Raw genomic sequence first — 18312 nt, forward strand, 5'->3', positions numbered from 1 at the left:
TTGCTCGTTAAAGCAGTGATCATTAAAATAGTATTAGTCGATATACTGCTTATCGATATAGTCACACCACAAATCAGAATCGACACTAACAATAGAATCATCACCGCCAATACCCAATTTAAATTCTATCACCGAGCGCCATTCCATGGAGCCGAGATCTGGGCCATGTCCTTGACCATCGCCAGTTTGTAGCTGTTGTTCTACTTTTTTAAACCATGCATAATCACATGGTTGAACCTGAGTTCTAACATAAAAACTATCGGCGTTATGAGGGCTTACAGCTATTTTATCGCCTTGTGGCCTGTGATCTAATTGAGAGCAACCACATAGAAAAATGGCAGCAACAATTATATTAATCCTAAGGGTTCTGCTCACTTACACACTCCTATTTTATCAATGGCATTACACTATCAGATCATATTCATCTTAAAAACAAATTAAGATGCAATTAGATAAGCAACAACTAAACAACCAATAGCTAACACCAACCTAGCGAGATACACGGCATTTACACGACAAACACACAGGCCCAACAAAAAGCAACCACGCCGGCAACTTAAGCCGATAAAACCATCACTCAGACGTTACTTTTGCCGAGATTCATTTTCATGCAATGTACAGCTGTATAGAATATCAGCGAAGCTCAACTAAATGAGCTCGTTATTATAATTACAATTGATGGGTCAAAAACATGAAATTACTTAAAACTGCAGCTGCTGCTGCGATCTCTGTTGCGTTATTAGCAGGATGTAATGACGAAACAACTAATATTTATCCACCAGAGCCAACAGAGCCAACAACGGTTAAGTTCGCTACTTATAATCTTTCTTTTGATCGTAGTACTTTCGAACAGCTAGTCACTGAGATGCAGATCCCTGCACTTGAGCAAGAAGCGTTAATGCAGAAATGGTTTGACGATGAATTATCTGCTGATGAGCTAAAAGTTGTCGAAAAAATTATTCAAATCCGTAACGTTGCCGCTATTATCCAAACTGAGCGTCCAGCCGTTATCATGATGGGTGAGTTTAACAACGACGGCCTTGGTGAAAACCAAGATGCGATTAAAGGTTTCCGCCTTAATTATTTAGCTGTGCCACAAAATGCGCTAGGTACTACATCTGACGAACAGAAGATGCTTGAGCCGATCCAATTCGCTTATGCTGAAAACTTCTCAACCAATACAGGTCTGTTAAGTGAGTTTGATTTAGACCGTAATGGCAAGGTAGCACTACCTGGTGACGCTTGGGGTTTTGGTTTCTACCACGGTCAATATGCGTTTGGCCTACTATCACAGTACCCAATCGACACAGCTAACATCCGTACTTTCCAAGACTTTAAATGGAAAGATATGCCGGGTGAAACAAATCCTACTATCGTTAATTGCGACGATGATAAGAACCCTATCCCAGCAGGCATGAAGTGTGGTGATGAATGGTACACAGCTGAAGCGTGGGCAGAAAAACCACTATCTTCTAAAAACCACGTTGATGCACCAATCCTTATCCCTACAGCAGACGGCGAGAAAGTGGTTCACCTACTGCTATCTCATCCAACCCCACCAGTATTCGATACCGTCACTGAAAACAACAAGTTGTTAAATAGTGCTGAGATCAAGTTCTGGAGTGACTATGTATCAGATGCTGACTACATTTACGATGATGCGGGTGTTAAAGGTGGTTTAGGTTTAGATGCATCTTTTGTGGTCATGGGCGATCTTAATGCCGACCCAGAAAATGGTGATGGCTTCCTAGAATCAATTCAGCAGCTGATGAACCACGATCGCGTTAACGTACTCGCAACTGATGGTGTTTACGCGCCAAACAGCCTAGGTTCAACTGAGTGTGTAGCATTGGGTGATTGTGGTGATAGCACTTATCCTGATCGTATCACCAGCACATTTGGCCTACGCGTTGACCATGCGATCCCATCTAACGATCTCAACATCACTGACTCAGGTGTATTCTGGCCTGCAAGCTTTGAAGATGGCTACATGCTGATGAATGACTCTCGCGTTGCCTGGGGTGACGGTAAAAGTATCTCATCAGATCACCGTCTAGTCTGGATCGACGTGGAGTTATAATTAAGCCATTTATTGCAGACTCATCTGCAATAAACCTTAACTCACGTTAAATATAAAACGTGCAGTCGAGTTTATCTACTGCACGTTTTTTATGCTTCTTCACCGATTAATTGAAATTACAACTAAATAGAAAATTGCATCGACGAGTTAAAACAAGCGGTTGCATCAATGTCAGAATAAGGTTCATTCACCCAGCACTCTTGCCTAAACTTCTCATAAACCTCTCTAAATGGTGTATGGAGTAGCGCCGATTCGTCCAGCATTATCTTAGAAAAGTCTACCGACTTTATCACGATGTAAATATGCTCATGATCTCGAGTTGATTCATAGAAAACACTGTCCCAATAATAGCCTTTTTGAACCATCTCACTCTTAGGGAATTCAATATTTTCACGCATATAACAGATCAAATTGTCTAGCTTTTCTCTAGAGCCAAGCTTAAGTTTTATCTTCAATAATTTAGATTCCATTCTTACCTCATCAAAAGCGCTGAGACTTTCTTTATATTTTCACATCCTGTTGCAAAGACAAACTTTAGCCCATAAAAAAGTGAACATTCTAGCGCTAGATATGTTCACTTTAAATTAGAGTAAATTATGCGATATGTGCACTATTTCTTAGCTTTATCCTTCGAGCGACCGTAACTACTTTTTCCTGAGGTTGCGCCGCGAATATTGCTTTTCCCAATCGTATTTTTTGCAGTACGGTTTTTATCTTCATATTTACGTTTGTTATGACCTTTCTCTTTAACAGGCTTAACCACGACATCGCGATAACGAGCAGGCAAAGCGGCCCCCTCTTCGTAGCCCGGTAAAGTAATACAAGGTAAAGTCTGCTCAATTAACAGTTCGATTTCTTGCTGCATTTCTCTGTCTTGCGGCGATACAAATGAAATCGCGCGTCCAGCTAAACCTGCGCGGCCAGTACGACCAACGCGATGCACATAATCTTCAGCGGCAAAAGGCAACTCTAGGTTAATCACTAAAGGCAGTGCTTCAATATCTAGACCACGAGCAGCAACATCGGTTGCCACCATGACACGTAATTTACCAGTTTTAAACTCTTCTAATGCACGGTTGCGCGCACCTTGCGTTTTTTCGCCGTGGAAAACCGCATTTTTCACGCCATCAAGCTTTAATTCAGCGTGCAAATGCTCAGCACTTTCTCTAGTGCTGACAAACACTAATACTTGTTGCCAGTTATTGCGACCAATAAGCTCTGAAAGTAACTCGGCTTTACGGCGTTTATCAACCAAATAAACTTCTTGAGTGATCAGACTTGCCGTGGCCGACGTCGCCACATTAATCCACTCAGGTGCTAACAACATTTTCTCGGCTAGCGTTTTAACCGCTTCACTATAAGTGGCAGAGAAAAATAGCGTTTGGTGCCTTGCCGCCACCAGCTTTTTAACTTTTTCGATATCACGAACAAAGCCTAAATCCAACATGCGGTCAGCTTCATCAACAACCAGATGAGTGACGTTCGACAGATCTAAACCAAACTGACCAATATGATCAAACAAGCGCCCTGGCGTCGCCACTAAAATATCGACACCCGCTTGCAGCGCTTTGCGCTGTGGGTTCATATTTGAACCACCATAAACAGCGGTTGTTTTGAATGGCAAAAACTGAGCGTAAGCCGTGATATTGTCGGCAACCTGGATCGCAAGTTCACGGGTTGGGGTAAGCACTAACACCTTAACCTTCGACTGATGTGCAGCTCCTGCACTCTCTTCAGTAAAGAGGTTATATTCCTTGATTAACGTATTAAGTAACGGCAAGGCGAACGCAGCGGTTTTACCGGTTCCGGTTTGCGCGCAGGCCATAATGTCTTTGCCTTCCATCGCTACAGGTAATACCTGCGATTGAACTTGAGTCAATTGCTGGTAACCGCGCGCAGAAACTGCATCTAATATTTTGGAATGTAAATCGAATGCATCAAAGTTCATGGTAGGCTCAATACTGTAAGAGTACAGGGAATAAAAGTGAGCGCGGAGTCTAGCAAAATACTGCGTGAGATTATAGCAATCAAAGTAAATAGCCGAAATCAGGCCGTACTTTTTTCTGTTACTTTATATGCCGCCTCAATAAAGCTTTGTTCAAACTCTTCAACCGGGACGGGTCTTGAAAATAGGTAGCCCTGGCCATAATCACAGCCAGCATCGGTTAACACCTTACGTTGGTAGTCAGTCTCGACGCCTTCGGCAATCACTTTCATACCCAATTTATGCGCCATCACAATAATCGCTTCGCATAATGTAAAGTCGTCACTATTGCTGTCAAGATTCCGGGTAAAAGATTGGTCAATCTTCAAGTAATCTATCTCAAATTTCTTAAGGTATGCCAGTGAAGAGTAGCCCGTTCCAAAATCATCCAACGACACTTGTATACCTGACTCACGATATTGTGCAAGCTTAGCGGAAATAGCACTGTTGCCATCAAGCAATAAGCCCTCAGTGATCTCAATACAGATGTTATTATTAGTTAACTTCAATGTCTTTAGCAGAGCAGCCCAGGACTCAAAGCTTTCTCCCTCATCTCTAAATTGAACCGGAGATTTATTAATACTAATCTGCACCTCGACACCAAACCTGTCCCGCCATCGTGCACTCTGCCTAGCGGCTTGCTGAAAAACCCAGTTACCAATCTCAATAATAAGCCCTGTTTCCTCTGCTACCGCAATAAACTCGATGGGAGAAACTAAGCCGCGTTTAGGGTGACGCCAGCGAATGAGGGCTTCAGCCTTTAATTTATCGTCTTGCTGCAAACTAACAATCGGCTGGTAAAAAAGCTCAAACTCATGATTGGCAATGGCATGACGTAAATCTTGAATTAAACGCATTCTATGTTTAGCGTACCGCTGCATAGACGGTGTGAAGTAATGAAAGCGGTTTCTGCCTTCATCCTTTGCGGCATACATAGCTTGATCGGCATGCTTGAGTAAGCCTTCAATGGTTTCAGCATCATCGGGATAAAGTGTAATACCAATGCTGGCGCTAATATATGCAGTCTCTTCACCTAAACAATAAGGCTCTGCGATGCGCGCTAATATCTGTTTCGCGACTTTATCGACCCCTTTAATATCGGAGATCCCCGACAGCACCACAGTAAACTCATCACCACCTAATCTAGCCACCACATCAGTTTCTCTTATACAGGCTTTAAGACGCTTTGCCGCTTCAGCGAGTAAGGTGTCCCCCATGTCATGCCCTAAGGTATCGTTTACTTCTTTAAAGTAATCTAAATCGATGAACATTAGCGCAAAATGTTGCTCACGGCTGTCTGACTTTAGGATTTCTGCACTCAGATAATCTAGCAACATACGCCTGTTCGGCAGACCTGTTAACGGATCGTAATTGGCCTGTTTCCAGATAATTTGCTCCGCTTGCTTTTTTTCTGTGATATCAGAAAACAGCGCGACTCTGCGTTGAGTCTGTGCCTTAGTATCAAATAAGACATTAAGCGTTAACCAAACCACAAACTCTTCACCATTTTTGCGCCTCAGCCACACCTCCCCCTGCCAGCGACCGAGCTCCTCTATGGCTAGGTTCATCTGCTCGTAGGCACTACGATTATTACGATTACATTGGAGGATCTTAATATTCTGCTGTTTAATTTCTGCTTCACTGTAGCCAGTAATATCGGTAAATGCGGCATTGATATTGAGAATCACACCTTGCTCATCTTGTACACTCATCGCTTCGCTGCTGTTGTTGTACACTGACGCGGCTAGCTTTAATGACTCTTCAACTTGTTTCCTGTCGGTGATATCGGTATGAATACCGCACATTCTTATCGGGTTACCGTTTTCATCACGGCTCATTACCTTACCGGTATCTAAGATCCACAAAGTCTGATTATTTTGACTATGGATGCGGTATTCCATTTTATATTGCTCAGTTTCACCACTTAAGTGCGCATCAATCGACTTTAATACCGCCACTCGGTCTTCAGGATAAATAGCATTCAACCACCGTTTCGGATCTTTATTTAAGGCATCGACATCACAACCTAGCAGCTCAGCGCAGTGCTCATTTCGTTCGATTACGTCACGACGAATATCCCAATCCCAAAAACCTAACTCACTACTGGCGAGAACTAAGCCTAGCTGCTCCTGACTCGCGAGCTTTTCCATCTCGGCTTCTTTTTGTAATGTTCGGTTCAGCAAGCCTGTAATGACTAATTCAACTTTAGATTGTGATCTTTGACAGGCTACCGTCATATGGGTGTAAACCAGAGCTTCATCTTTTGAAATAAGGCGAATATCGAGTTCAAACTCGTTAATCTCACCTTCCAACATCTGATTAAAGTGGTGTTTATAGAGGTGGAAATCTTGCTTAAGCATTAACTCTGGCCAAGATAAACCTAACAACTCCTGCTCAGTATATTTAAGCATTTCACACAGATTAGGATTAACCTTAATCCATTGATGCTCTTGGCTAGTTATGGCAATCCCCATATTGCCGGTCTGAAAGTGCGACTTAAATAACAGATGATCTTGTAACTTAATTTTTTGATCGCGATCTATTTCTATACGGCGTGACAGGAGCATGCCAAGTACTGCGGTCGTCAGCGGGAAAATAATCAAGAACGGAAGTGTGATCTGCTTTAATAAGCTAACAGCTATCTCTGTGGGCATGGTCAGCCCCCAAAGTAAAATTATACTGCTTGTGATAAGACCGAAGGCAAATAACTCAATAAAGTGGATATCACTTATCGGCCCATTACGGTACTTACGCCACAAATAGCCCATCAGACCCGATGTCACTATGGTGCCAATACCAGACCATAGTGCAATACCGCCTTCGCTAAATCGATATAAGCTGCTAATAGTGACTGCGACTAAAGTGGGAATACCACCAAAGAATAAGCCACAAAGACTTAAAATGACGCTTCTTGAATCAAAGAAAACGCCCTCACTGTATTGCCAAGGCATTAGCATAACCGAGATAGTAATAACTGAAACCAGCAGGCCAATACCCACTCGCCACATCAAGTCTAGCTCACGCTTATTGCTTCGCGGAAAGGCGTCATACACAAGCACTATAGCCAATAGCAATGCGGCGTTTTGAATAAGAGAAAGTGTTAAATTTTGATCCATAAGAAGCTATTCATCCTTGAAAATGAGTCCCACTGGAATAACGACTTTTATATAAAAGTCTAACAAAAACATAGGGGCTAACCCGAATAACTATCGAGTATCTCCATACCACCTTAACCTAAGCTGCAAGATTGAATCAAACTGAATATGAGACTTAAGTAAAAGCGTTAAATACGAATATTTTTATCTGTTATTTTATAAAGATAGACAAAAACACCCCAAATTTAAAGTCTAGTTAACCCTTTACTTATTTTGATTTGAGTTGAATTTAATGCTTCATGGGTATTAGCAGGTTTAATGACATAGATAAATAGATAGGTAGGAATATATGCTGACTCGTTAGGTGATTAACGAGTCAGCAGCTCATTAGCTTGCTTGATGGGTTACCAGTGTTGGATTTAACAGATTGTCATGCACCGGACAGCGATGACAAACGGCATCAAGAAATTGAGTTTTTTGTTCATTTGTGAGCTGCTCACCATTGAGCATAGCATCGACTTCAACATTAATATCAATATGCTTAAAGCCTACCGGATCCGGTGAATCCTGCCCCAGTAACGCCGCTGTATTTAGCAGAGCTTGAATCGACACATCAAATTGATTAAGCTTGATTTTTTGCTCTCTAGCGACCATTTTAGCTATGGTAGAGATGCAACCTGCCAATGAAAATATAAACGTCTCCAAAGGGTTTGCCCCTTCGTTACCCGCTGTCGGCTGATCGATTACCAGTAGGTGTTCTCTTACTTGACTAGTGATCTTCCAGCCTTCACCCATATGTGTTTTTAGTTCAATGATCTTCTCTGCCATCTTAATATAACTCCATTAGATGTCTCTTGATGAGACTATTTTCAGTGATAAGGCTTTCAAAAAAGCTCTTTTCAATAAGCAACTCAATAAGATTATTCTAATGGATGTTTTGCTGAAAACTCAAATTAAACTCACAATTTGTACATTTAGTGAATTTACTCCTTGGCAAACTAAAGACTATGTCATGCTTGTCTACCCATACTCCTTGGCCAAACCAAAGACTATGTCATGCTTGTCTACCCATACTTCTTGGCCAAACCAAAGACTATTTCATGCTTGCCTACCCATACTCCTTGGCAAACCAAAAACTATGTCATGCTTGTCTACCCATACTCCTTGGCCAGACCAAAGGCTATGTTAAGCTTGTTTACCAATACTCCTTGGCCAAACCAAAGACTATGTCATGCTTGCCTACCCATACTCCTTGGCCAAACCAAAGACTATGTTAAGCTTGTTTACCAATACTCCTTGGCCAAACCAAAGACTATGTTAAGCTTGTCTACCAATACCCTACAGCATCAAAGACTCCACTAAATAACTATGTCGCACCCTAACGCTATCCCCCCTAAAGCCAATGACGCTAAGCCTATTCAGCAAAGTAAAACTTATCACTTTCCTGTACAAATCTATTATGAAGATACCGATTTTTCAGGCGTGGTCTACCACCCTAATTTTTTAAAGTACTTCGAACGCGCCCGAGAACACGTTATTGGAGCAAATAGCTTGGCCAGCTTATGGGATGAACATGACTTAGGTTTTGCAGTCTATCGCAGCGATATGCTCTGCCATGATGGTGTTGAGTTTGCTGATATTATTGATATTCGAACCAAGTTCTACTTCGAGAGTAAATATCGCACCGTATGGTTACAAGAGATCTGGCGTCCAAACGGTAAGAAACCTGCGGTAACCGCGCAAATTGAGATGGTGTGCATGAACAAGAAACGTCAACTCAGCCCCATGCCACTATTACTCATTGAACGCCTGAGTGAGGCCTTTGCTGAAGCTGTTATCTTGTAGAGGATGGCTAACTTGTAGGATATAAAGGTGGGGTAATGTTCCACAAACTCACCTTTATCGACAACTTGTTGAGCTTGGTATGACTAGCCTATACCACTTAATTTAGGCCAACGTGACTCTAGCTCTTTTGGCTTTAACGGTTGAGAAAAAATATCTCCTTGGATTTTATCCACTCCCATACCCAGTAATAACTGTAAAATATCTTCGGTTTCGACCCCTTCTACAGTGACCTTAAAGCCTAACCCTTTGGCCAAACGGATGCTGGTATCCATAATATGCCGGGCTCTTGCATCAATTTCTAAATCATCCAAAAAGGCTTTATCAATCTTCACTTCATCGACTGGTAAGTACTTAAGGTAAGCTAAAGAAGAATGACCAGTCCCAAAGTCATCAATCGCAACATCGACGCCAAGCTGACGCAGATGGTTAATCGTTGCGACTGCACCATCGAGATCTTGCATCAATTTACTTTCAGTGATTTCAATCGAGATGGCGCTCGCCTCGAGTTGATGCTGCTTTAGCCTCGCTTCTATACCTGTTATCAAAGATGCGCTACGTAAGTCTTGCGTCGACAGGTTGACCGCCACCTGAAGTTTAATGTCATTTTGGTGCCATAATGCCTGCTGGGCAAACACCTCATCGAGTACCCATTGGCTGACGATATCGATCATACCGGAATACTCTGCAAGTGGAATAAACTCGGCCGGTGAAATGCTACCTAGTTGTGGATGCTGCCAACGCATTAATGCTTCAACTTGCTGGCAGTCTCCTTTAGGAAAACTCTGCTTTGGCTGATAAACCATATAAAGCTCGCCATCACGCAACGCCTTTGCCAAACTATTAATAATGGAGACTTCTCTAAGCTGCACCGCATCATCACCCAATAGATATTCAGATAAGGCAACATCATGAGTCTTAGCTTTTTTAAGCGCTAAATCTAACCGTCGCAGCATAGTACTGATATCACTATGAAAGGGTTCCAAAGCTAAATGGCCCACTTGTACTCTAGTGGTAATGATACTGCCAAAAATATCGTAAGGGAGCTGTAACTTATCAATCAGTTGCTGTAGCTGTAGTGGCGACATTGCGCTGGTGAAGTAAATGAGGAATTCATCTTCATTCATTCTTGCTATCAAAGACCCATCGGGAGATAAATCTTTTACTCTTGCCGCTATCTGCTTTAGTAGCTCATCGCCAAAATTAAAGCCAAACAGATCATTAACGTAACGAAAGCGATAGATATCCAAAAGAACCAGGCTGCCTTTATCTAATGGCATTAACTCAGCCATTTTACGCTTCATGCTTAAACGGTTATCAAGGTCTGTCAATTTATCCCGCACGGCTTGCAGACTCTGAATATGTAACTTTCCCACAGAGTCAGATAGCCCACTCAGCTGCGCCGATAAAGAGTTGTTAGCGGGAAAAGTAAAGCCGTGTAGCTCAAAAGATTTACGCAGCTGATTAACAAAATGACGAAGTTTTTGCTGCCGCCAAAGTGCGCATACTAATAAAATGAGTAGCAACAAACACACAATGGAGATCATCCAAAAACTGTCCATCAATGAGTACTTTAACCGTTAATTGAGTTTGAGTTATTAAGTTATAAACTATAGTGACCCGTAACTCCAGCGCCAGCCACCACTATAGTTTAACTTGCAATATCAATTTTGGTTTAAACAGAGGTATTATTCGTAACTTGCTTTAATTGATTGGTATGCTTCAATAAATTGTTCACCAGTTAACTCTTCAGTCGACACAGGTAAACCACGCTCGATAAAAAATCCCATTCTTTGTTCTAAGTCCACGCCAGCCTTAAGCTCTCCTGTATAGAAGGCCGCCGCGCGAATAAAGTCTAAGTAACTCAGCTTTTCTGAGTTATAGGTCAAATCTGCCCAGCGCTCGACCACTTGCATTACATCGGGTGAGAACTCCCAACTTTTTAGTACCGCGCGCCCAAGTGGGCCTTGCAGCTTTTTCACTAATGCTCGTAACATTTCTATGCTATTAAATAGCTCAGGTTGTGCTTCAGCTTCAGTTAGTACCGGTAACGCGCCGATATTATGCACTAGGCCTGCTAACGTCATCGTGTCGATGTTTAACTTGCTACCCGGATGATTAGCATTGTAGCTCTGCAACATCGCGCATGCTGCGGCAGTCACATCAATGGATGAACTCCATACCTCATCCATCACTTCCCAAACCATTTGGTTGGTTGAAATAAAAAGTTGCTCCATCGCGACCGATGTCACGATGGATTTAATTTGCATCAACCCAATACGATTGATTGCTGCATTGACGTTATCAGCAGGAACCCCACGGCTATACATAGCACTATTTGCGATGCGAATAACTCTGGCAGAAATTGCCGCATCTTGACCGATAATACTCGCGACATCTTTTAGACTAACGTCTTCTTGGCCCACCACTTCTTGTACTCGCATCGCCACTTCAGGCAAGGTCGGTAACACCAAAGAGTCTGACTTTAATTTTTTTAATAAACCAACTAATACTTGATGTTCTGTAGACATCTCAACTCCCTTATAAACCGTATTAATTTGCAGCGGTTCGAGTATATCAGTAGAACGCTTTTAGTTACGTGCAAAATCACTTTAATGGGTCAATACTTAATCAGATGGTACATTTTCAGTAAAACCGCTCGAAAAATGTCGCATAGATCACAAGGTTTTATAATAAATGACTCAGATCCACTCAAATCCAATTATTATGTGCGGCTGACTTTCTTGCATTAGCCCTGCTGCATTAAGTAAAATGCGCGGCCGATTGTCGAACCCTTATCCGTTAACAGAGAAGCTATTATGTTTAAACCTGAGCTATTGTCCCCTGCTGGTACATTAAAAAATATGCGTTACGCCTTTGCCTATGGCGCCGATGCTGTTTATGCCGGCCAGCCAAGATATAGTCTTCGCGTGCGTAATAACGACTTTAAGATGGAAAACTTAGCTGCGGGTATTAAAGAAGCCCATAGCTTAAACAAGAAGCTATATGTGGTGAGCAACATCGCGCCGCATAACGCCAAGCTTAAGACGTATATCAAAGATATGGAGCCTGTGGTTGCGATGCAGCCTGATGCGTTAATCATGTCAGATCCTGGTCTTATCATGATGGTACGCGAAGCGTTTCCTGATCAAGTGGTGCATTTATCAGTGCAAGCTAATGCCATTAACTGGGCATCGGTTAAGTTTTGGGAATCACAAGGCATTAAGCGTGTGATCCTTTCGCGTGAGCTATCACTTGATGAAATCGAAGAGATTCGTCAACGTTGCCCTGATATCGAACTAGAAGTGTTCGTTCACGGCGCATTATGCATGGCCTATTCTGGCCGTTGCCTGCTTTCTGGTTACATCAACAAGCGTGATCCTAACCAAGGTACATGCACCAATGCTTGTCGCTGGAAGTACGATGTTCATGAGGCTAAGCAAAATGAAAGCGGTGACATTATTGCCGTTAACCCAGACGTACAGATTGAAACGCCAACATTAGGCGCAGGTCAGCCATCTGACCAAATCGTCTTGCTACAAGAAGCAGGTCGCCCTGGTGAATACATGCCAGCGTTTGAAGATGAGCATGGTACCTACATCATGAACTCTAAAGACTTACGCGCGATTCAGCATGTTGATCGTCTAACAAAAATGGGCGTAGATTCACTGAAAATCGAAGGCCGTACTAAATCTTTCTACTATGTTGCACGTACCGCGCAGCTTTATCGTCAAGCGATTGAAGATGCTGCGGCAGGTAAAGATTTTGACCGTACTTTGATGCACAACCTAGAAGGTCTAGCGCACAGAGGTTATACCGAAGGTTTCTTACGTCGTCACGTACATGATGAATATCAAAACTACGATTATGGCTATTCAATCAGTGATACTCAGCAGTTTGTTGGTGAGTTTACCGGCGTTCGTAATGAAGCGGGCCTTGCTGAAGTGGATGTAAAGAACAAGTTCCTAGTGGGCGACAGCGTTGAAGTGATGACGCCACAGGGTAACTTAACCATCAAAGTTGATAGCCTAATTAACCGTAAAGGTGAAAGTGTTGAGGCCGGTCTAGGTTCAGGTCACTTTGTATTCCTAGACGTACCAGCTGGTGTTGAGCTTGAAAAAGCCGTGTTACTGCGTAACTTGCCACAAGGTCAAGATACTCGTAACCCACATCAACCGAGCGACACTCCAGCTTAATATCGGGTGTTTCAGGCCCTGTTTAGGGCCTGTCTTTTAATTAGCTGTTAAATGCTTTCGCTTAACAGCTAAATACTTTTATTGAGCTGCTAAATAGGGCCAATCTACATTTCTCTTTAACCCTCGACTCCTTTCCTAGTGCCCTACTTCCCCTGCTGCTTGTTCTTAGTATCGCGCTTTAATAGCCAGCTTAATAATGCCATTCCCATTAATGCCGAGAATAACGAGGCAGACAAGATCCCAAGCTTTGCATCATTGATGAGAACTGGATTAAACGCTAGGTTTGCAATAAATAGCGACATGGTAAAACCAATTCCGGCCAATATGCCACCAGCAAAAAGATATGACCAATGAAGTTCCGGCGGCTTTATCGCTAGACCAGTGCATACTGTTAAGCCGCAGAATAAGATAATGCCGATAGGTTTACCCACTGCGAGACCAACAAAAACAGCAGTAAACAACGAAGCTGATATTTCTGAAAGAGAAATTGGGATACCTGCATTAGCGAATGCAAACAAAGGCATAACGACAAAACCAATCCAGGGGTGAAGTAACATCTCTAAACGTTCAACGGGAGAAAGTACTTCTCTGGTCGCCGCTTCAGCCGTTTTGAGCACTTTACGTTTTACACTAAAAACCCCCTGTTTTCCTATCGAGTGAGATGGCACAACACATTCTATTATCGTCAATAAACGTGCTTCGCTTACCCAACGGTTAGTCGGAGTCATCAACCCCAATATCACTCCAGTCACAGTAGGGTGCATTCCTGAAGCATCGACTACAAGCCAGATAGCCCCGCCGACAAGAAAATACAACATGATATTGCGGACCCCGAGCACTGCCATAATTTTAACCAGCACGAATCCAATCACGGCAAGCCCAATATAATGCAACTGAATGTCTTCACCGTAACCTACGGCCACCACAATGATGGCGCCAATATCGTCAATGATTGCCAGTGAGAGCATAAAGACCCGTAAACTTTTCGGAATACGAGGGCCAAGTAACGTGAGACAAGCAATAACAAATGCGGTATCGGTTGCCATCACAGTCCCCCAGCCATACTGGCCAGGCTGATCTAATTGAAGACTTAAATAGAGCAAGGCTGGAACCAACATACCACCAACAGCTCCGCTGATAGATAGCATCGCTAAACGCGGTGTTTTTAGCTCCCCTAATATGATTTCTCGCTTCAGCTCCAGTGCAATTAAGAAAAAGAACAAGGTCATCAATGCATCATTGATCCACTCGCGCAGCGAACGTGTAAATTCGATTGTTCCCACAGTGATACCAACAGGAACGTCCCACAATGACAGAAAAGTTTCAGCCCATATAGAATTAGACAGCACTAAAGCCGCTAGGGTAAAAAACAACAACACCGTGCCAGCAGCGGCTTCAATATGCAAAAATCGGGTTATCGGCTGGGTTATCCAGTCAACATACTCTTTAGGAAGTTGGGTGGGGTGACCGCGCTCATCGGGTTGGAACAGCTTTTTGTTCATTGTTGCTTAGGTGCGGATGTTATCGCCTCTGGTGGATATACTCCCTTTAGATACTTGAATAAATCGCTCTCGGTGGATATGACTAAAGTCGTATTTTCAGCCATGATTGACTGATAAGACTGCATTGTGCGCGTAAACTCATATAAACCCACCGCTTGAGGACTTTGGTTATACGCCAGCGCATATATCTCTGCCGCTTTGGCATCAGCAGAGCCTCGAATTTCCTCCACATCACGATAAGCTTCAGATTGGATCTTATTTAGGTCACGGACACGATTACCTCTAATCCTCGCCGCTTCTCCATATCCTTCAGAAAGAAAGCGCTCTGCAATTTGACGTCTTTCACTGATCATACGATCATAAATTTTAGGTCTTACGCTGGCGTTATAGTTAATACGCTTAAAGCGAATATCCAATAGCTCAATACCAAACACTCGGACTTTATCTGTCGCAGCGGAAAATATTTCCTCTTCAATCACCTGACGTCCTTTGGTGATCGGCACTAAATTCCCTAGTGTTAAGTCGCTCACAGCCTCTATCGTTTGACCATCCCTTAAAGGCTGCCTATTTTTTGTGGTACGAATAATTTCAATCAATTCATGCTTCGCTACCGCATTGCGTGTTTCACTCCCCAAAATGTCATCAAGTCGCGACTGAGCACTGCGCTCATCACGTAAACGCAAAAAATACTGTAATGGATCGGTTATTCGCCAGCGCGCAAATAAATCGACTGAGATATAAAGTTTATCTTTAGTTGGCATATCGGACGGATCACCATCCCACTCTAGTACGCGTTTATCGATAGCGTTAACCTCCTGTATGAAGGGGATTTTTATATTGAGCCCCGCGTCAGTTATCGGTTCTCCTACCGGTTTTCCAAATTGGGTAATAATCACCTGCTCTACTTCACTTACCGTATAAAGCGACCCAACCAAAGCAAGCAAGCAAGCTAAAAACGATGACAATAAAGGCAACCGCTGAACTAATCTTTTTCATGAGCCAACCCCTGTTTGTCTTGCTTAGGTTTAAGATCTAAAAAAGGCAAAACATTGCGAGTTTGTTCATCAATGATGATTTTTGACTCAATTGCGGGCAACACCGTCTGCATGGTCTCGATGTAAATCCGCTGACGTGTCACTTCAGGGGCTTTACTGTACTGTCCCAATAACGCATTAAATCGAGCAACATCACCTTGTGCTTCATTAATTCTTTTCAGGCGGTAGCCGTCAGCCTCACGGATCCGCTGATCCTTTTCACCTTCAGCTAAAGGAATGACTTTGTTGTAATCTCGACGAGCCTCATTAATCAGCTTTTCTTTTTCTTGCTGGGCTTGGTTTACCTCATTAAACGATTCCTGTACCGGTTTAGGAGGATTAATATTTTTAAGCTGCACCTGATCAATATTGATCCCCATGGCATATTTGGTCGTCAGCGCCTGCATTTTATCGAGCGCTTCAGATTCAATTTCTTGTCGGCCAATAGTAATTACCTCATCCACAGTACGATCACCGACAACTTCTCTCATAACGGACTCAGAGACATCACGTAGCGTGGCGCTAGGGGAGCGTACTTCGAATAAAAACTTGATAGGTTCGGCTATACGATACTGAACGACCCATTCAACCAATGCCGCATTTAAGTCACCGGTAACCATCTGCGTTTCTAGCTCACCGTCGGCTTCCATGGAGCCTTGAAAGGGATCTCTGGCTCCAGGGGTAGTAAAACCAAACTCTTGCTTTAACTGTCGCTTGACCGGAACAATCGTCGCTTTATCAATACCTAAAGGAAATTTGAAGTGTAGACCCGGTTGTATTTCTAAATGGAACTTACCAAAACGCTGCACAACTGCGACAGAGTCACTAGGGACGGTATAAACAGCCTGCCAAAAGAGCGTAACGATAATCAAAAGTAATGCGATTAAGAGCACATTTTTCATACCGCTGCGGGTGAAAAACTGTTGAGTCTCTATCGCATGGTTTTTTACGCTTTTTACAAAGCTGCTATAGGGAGCGGCATTGTCTGAACTGTCTTCAGGTGGGAGAGGGTCATTAGGTGACGACATGATTGTGACCTTGAGGCTATGGCAAGAAAATCTTGTCATAGTAAAGTCAGGTTCACTTTAGGTGATTTATCAAGCTAGCCGGCTGACTTGTAAACTTGTCACTACTTAGGCAACATTTCATCTAGTTGTTTTTGTAATAACAATTGGAATTGTTTCTGGTCCATCAAATTTAGATATTCAGCCGCTTGAGCGAGAGTGATATTCCTATGTGCTGCAGTCTGAACAATTTGCGTCGCTTTATCATATCCCAATATGGGCATTAGCAATGTTATGACAGATAAATTGTTCGACATATTCTTGTCAATTTGAACCAGATTCTGCCGTAGCCCTCGCACGCAATTTTTAGCAAAAGACACCATAGCGTCAGATAACAGCTCTATACTTTGCAATACATTATGGATAATTACCGGGCGGTAAGTATTCAGTTGTAATTGTCCATTGGAACTCGCTAGCGATACCGTAAGGTCGTTGCCAAATACTTGCAAACACACCATGCTTAATGCCTCACATTGAGTGGGATTAACCTTACCAGGCATGATTGAGCTCCCTGGCTCATTTGCGGGCAATAGCCATTCGTTTAAACCACAACGTGGCCCACTGCCGAGTAAGCGGAAATCATTTGCGACTTTCTGTAATACTGCAGCTAATTGCTTAAGGGCGCTGCTGTAGCGCAATAACGCATCCTCACCCGATACTGCAGCATACAAATTAGCTGATTGCATGAATGGCTGACGATAATGTTTAGCCAGTAAACTGATGACCTGTTGGCCAAATAATGGCGGAGCATTCGATCCAGAACCTATCGCCGTCCCCCCTAGCGCCAATTGATATAAACCCTTCAGGCTCTCTTGTATCGCTTGCTTTGCAAAAGTAAGTTGACTCCCATATGCCGATAGACAGGAGCTGGCATTGATAGGTAGCGCATCCATTAAGTGTGTTCGTCCAACTGTATACTCCCCCTTGAATTCATTTTGCTTTGAGGAGAACTCGCACTCAAGTAAGTCTATGGCAGGTAAAAGAACATCTTGAGTTTGCTGCGCCACGATAATATGCATAGCAGTGGGAAACACATCATTAGAAGATTGAGATAAATTGACGTGATCATTAGGGTGAATACTGTTGCTTGGCTGCCCTATAGCTTGACCATTAAGCTCTGCAGCAACTAAATGGTCACTAGCCAGGCGACTTATCACTTCATTGACATTCATATTGGTCTGGGTACCAGAACCTGTCTGCCAAATAGAAAGTGGAAACTGAGCGCCATAGTCACCCTGTATAATTTCATCGCAAGCAAATAAGATTGCACTGTGTTGGCTAGCCGAGAGTAAGGAGTGACTGTAATTTATTTCAGCGCAAGCACGCTTAATGTTAACAAGCACTTTAATGAAGCCTAGATCAAAATGCTGACTTCCAATGTTAAAAAATGCTAGCGAGCGCTGTGTTTGCTCGCCCCACAAAGCACCTTTTTGGACGTTAATTTTTGCAAAGCCAACCTGCTCTGACGTGTTTCTTTTCGATGTTTTCCTCATACTTAACCACTCTCGTTTTGAT

The 18312-nt window shown here is 42.9% G+C and carries 14 protein-coding genes; 3 read left to right on the top strand and 11 right to left on the bottom strand.

The window, feature by feature from the left end:
• Nucleotides 1-33 precede the first annotated feature (33 nt).
• Nucleotides 34-375 carry a hypothetical protein gene (locus tag ACVBJC_RS06495; protein WP_447160066.1) on the bottom strand — a complete coding sequence of 114 codons (342 nt, stop codon included), beginning with the start codon at nt 373-375 and terminating at the stop codon, nt 34-36.
• A 316-nt stretch (nt 376-691) separates the two neighbouring features.
• Here ACVBJC_RS06495 and ACVBJC_RS06500 point away from each other — a divergent pair, with 316 nt between their 5' ends.
• Nucleotides 692-2080 carry an endonuclease/exonuclease/phosphatase family protein gene (locus ACVBJC_RS06500; RefSeq protein WP_447160067.1) on the top strand — a complete coding sequence of 463 codons (1389 nt, stop codon included), beginning with the start codon at nt 692-694 and terminating at the stop codon, nt 2078-2080.
• Nucleotides 2081-2202: 122 nt separating this feature from the next.
• Here ACVBJC_RS06500 and ACVBJC_RS06505 read toward each other — a convergent pair whose 3' ends face one another.
• The 4 genes from ACVBJC_RS06505 to ACVBJC_RS06520 all read right to left on the bottom strand — a co-directional run bounded on the left by ACVBJC_RS06505 (nt 2203) and on the right by ACVBJC_RS06520 (nt 7987).
• Complete coding sequence (locus ACVBJC_RS06505) at nt 2203-2550, bottom strand: DUF6176 family protein (RefSeq protein WP_447160068.1); 348 nt, start codon at nt 2548-2550, stop codon at nt 2203-2205.
• 140 nt (nt 2551-2690) lie between these two features.
• Nucleotides 2691-4028 (bottom strand): DEAD/DEAH box helicase, encoded by a 1338-nt coding sequence (locus tag ACVBJC_RS06510; RefSeq protein ID WP_447160069.1) that lies wholly within the window; start codon nt 4026-4028, stop codon nt 2691-2693.
• Between the two features lie 98 nt (nt 4029-4126).
• The gene (locus ACVBJC_RS06515; protein WP_447160070.1) at nt 4127-7180 is read right to left on the bottom strand and encodes an EAL domain-containing protein; all 3054 of its coding nucleotides are present in this window, start codon (nt 7178-7180) and stop codon (nt 4127-4129) included.
• Between the two features lie 366 nt (nt 7181-7546).
• Nucleotides 7547-7987, bottom strand: coding sequence for an OsmC family protein (locus ACVBJC_RS06520; RefSeq protein ID WP_447160071.1), 441 nt, complete (start codon nt 7985-7987; stop codon nt 7547-7549).
• Between the two features lie 540 nt (nt 7988-8527).
• Between ACVBJC_RS06520 and ACVBJC_RS06525 the strand changes: the two genes are divergently transcribed.
• On the top strand, nt 8528-9004 hold the full coding sequence (locus tag ACVBJC_RS06525) for a thioesterase family protein (protein WP_447160072.1): 477 nt from the start codon (nt 8528-8530) through the stop codon (nt 9002-9004).
• Nucleotides 9005-9087: 83 nt separating this feature from the next.
• Here ACVBJC_RS06525 and ACVBJC_RS06530 read toward each other — a convergent pair whose 3' ends face one another.
• Both ACVBJC_RS06530 and ACVBJC_RS06535 read right to left on the bottom strand, forming a co-directional pair.
• Nucleotides 9088-10563 (bottom strand): putative bifunctional diguanylate cyclase/phosphodiesterase, encoded by a 1476-nt coding sequence (locus ACVBJC_RS06530; protein WP_447160073.1) that lies wholly within the window; start codon nt 10561-10563, stop codon nt 9088-9090.
• Between the two features lie 126 nt (nt 10564-10689).
• Nucleotides 10690-11532: an HDOD domain-containing protein gene (locus tag ACVBJC_RS06535; protein WP_447160074.1), complete on the bottom strand. Its 843-nt coding sequence runs from the start codon at nt 11530-11532 to the stop codon at nt 10690-10692.
• Nucleotides 11533-11820: 288 nt separating this feature from the next.
• Between ACVBJC_RS06535 and trhP the strand changes: the two genes are divergently transcribed.
• Nucleotides 11821-13197 (top strand): prephenate-dependent tRNA uridine(34) hydroxylase TrhP, encoded by a 1377-nt coding sequence (trhP, locus tag ACVBJC_RS06540; RefSeq protein ID WP_447160075.1) that lies wholly within the window; start codon nt 11821-11823, stop codon nt 13195-13197.
• A gap of 143 nt (nt 13198-13340) precedes the next feature.
• Here the strand turns inward: trhP and nhaA are convergent, their stop codons facing one another.
• The 4 genes from nhaA to ACVBJC_RS06560 form a co-directional block, all read right to left on the bottom strand.
• The gene (nhaA, locus tag ACVBJC_RS06545) at nt 13341-14699 is read right to left on the bottom strand and encodes a Na+/H+ antiporter NhaA (protein WP_447160076.1); all 1359 of its coding nucleotides are present in this window, start codon (nt 14697-14699) and stop codon (nt 13341-13343) included.
• Nucleotides 14696-15664 (bottom strand): protease modulator HflC, encoded by a 969-nt coding sequence (gene hflC, locus ACVBJC_RS06550; RefSeq protein ID WP_447160077.1) that lies wholly within the window; start codon nt 15662-15664, stop codon nt 14696-14698. Before hflC ends, nhaA begins: the two co-directional genes overlap by 4 nt.
• Nucleotides 15665-15681: 17 nt before the next feature.
• Nucleotides 15682-16635 (bottom strand): FtsH protease activity modulator HflK, encoded by a 954-nt coding sequence (gene hflK, locus ACVBJC_RS06555; RefSeq protein WP_447160193.1) that lies wholly within the window; start codon nt 16633-16635, stop codon nt 15682-15684.
• Nucleotides 16636-16862: 227 nt separating this feature from the next.
• Entirely contained in the window at nt 16863-18290 is a 1428-nt protein-coding gene (locus ACVBJC_RS06560) for a class II fumarate hydratase (RefSeq protein WP_447160078.1), read from the bottom strand.
• Nucleotides 18291-18312: the final 22 nt, after the last annotated feature.

This window comes from Shewanella sp. 0m-6 (assembly GCF_052977325.1).

Coding starts and splice junctions, on each gene's coding strand:
- ACVBJC_RS06500 (WP_447160067.1), top strand. CDS start 692: ATGAAATTACTTAAAACTGCAGCTGCTGCTGCGATCTCTGTTGCGTTA.
- ACVBJC_RS06530 (WP_447160073.1), bottom strand. CDS start 10,563: ATGGACAGTTTTTGGATGATCTCCATTGTGTGTTTGTTGCTACTCATT.
- ACVBJC_RS06560 (WP_447160078.1), bottom strand. CDS start 18,290: ATGAGGAAAACATCGAAAAGAAACACGTCAGAGCAGGTTGGCTTTGCA.
- ACVBJC_RS06525 (WP_447160072.1), top strand. CDS start 8,528: ATGTCGCACCCTAACGCTATCCCCCCTAAAGCCAATGACGCTAAGCCT.
- nhaA (WP_447160076.1), bottom strand. CDS start 14,699: ATGAACAAAAAGCTGTTCCAACCCGATGAGCGCGGTCACCCCACCCAA.
- ACVBJC_RS06510 (WP_447160069.1), bottom strand. CDS start 4,028: ATGAACTTTGATGCATTCGATTTACATTCCAAAATATTAGATGCAGTT.
- ACVBJC_RS06535 (WP_447160074.1), bottom strand. CDS start 11,532: ATGTCTACAGAACATCAAGTATTAGTTGGTTTATTAAAAAAATTAAAG.
- hflK (WP_447160193.1), bottom strand. CDS start 16,635: ATGAAAAATGTGCTCTTAATCGCATTACTTTTGATTATCGTTACGCTC.
- trhP (WP_447160075.1), top strand. CDS start 11,821: ATGTTTAAACCTGAGCTATTGTCCCCTGCTGGTACATTAAAAAATATG.
- ACVBJC_RS06520 (WP_447160071.1), bottom strand. CDS start 7,987: ATGGCAGAGAAGATCATTGAACTAAAAACACATATGGGTGAAGGCTGG.
- ACVBJC_RS06515 (WP_447160070.1), bottom strand. CDS start 7,180: ATGGATCAAAATTTAACACTTTCTCTTATTCAAAACGCCGCATTGCTA.
- ACVBJC_RS06505 (WP_447160068.1), bottom strand. CDS start 2,550: ATGGAATCTAAATTATTGAAGATAAAACTTAAGCTTGGCTCTAGAGAA.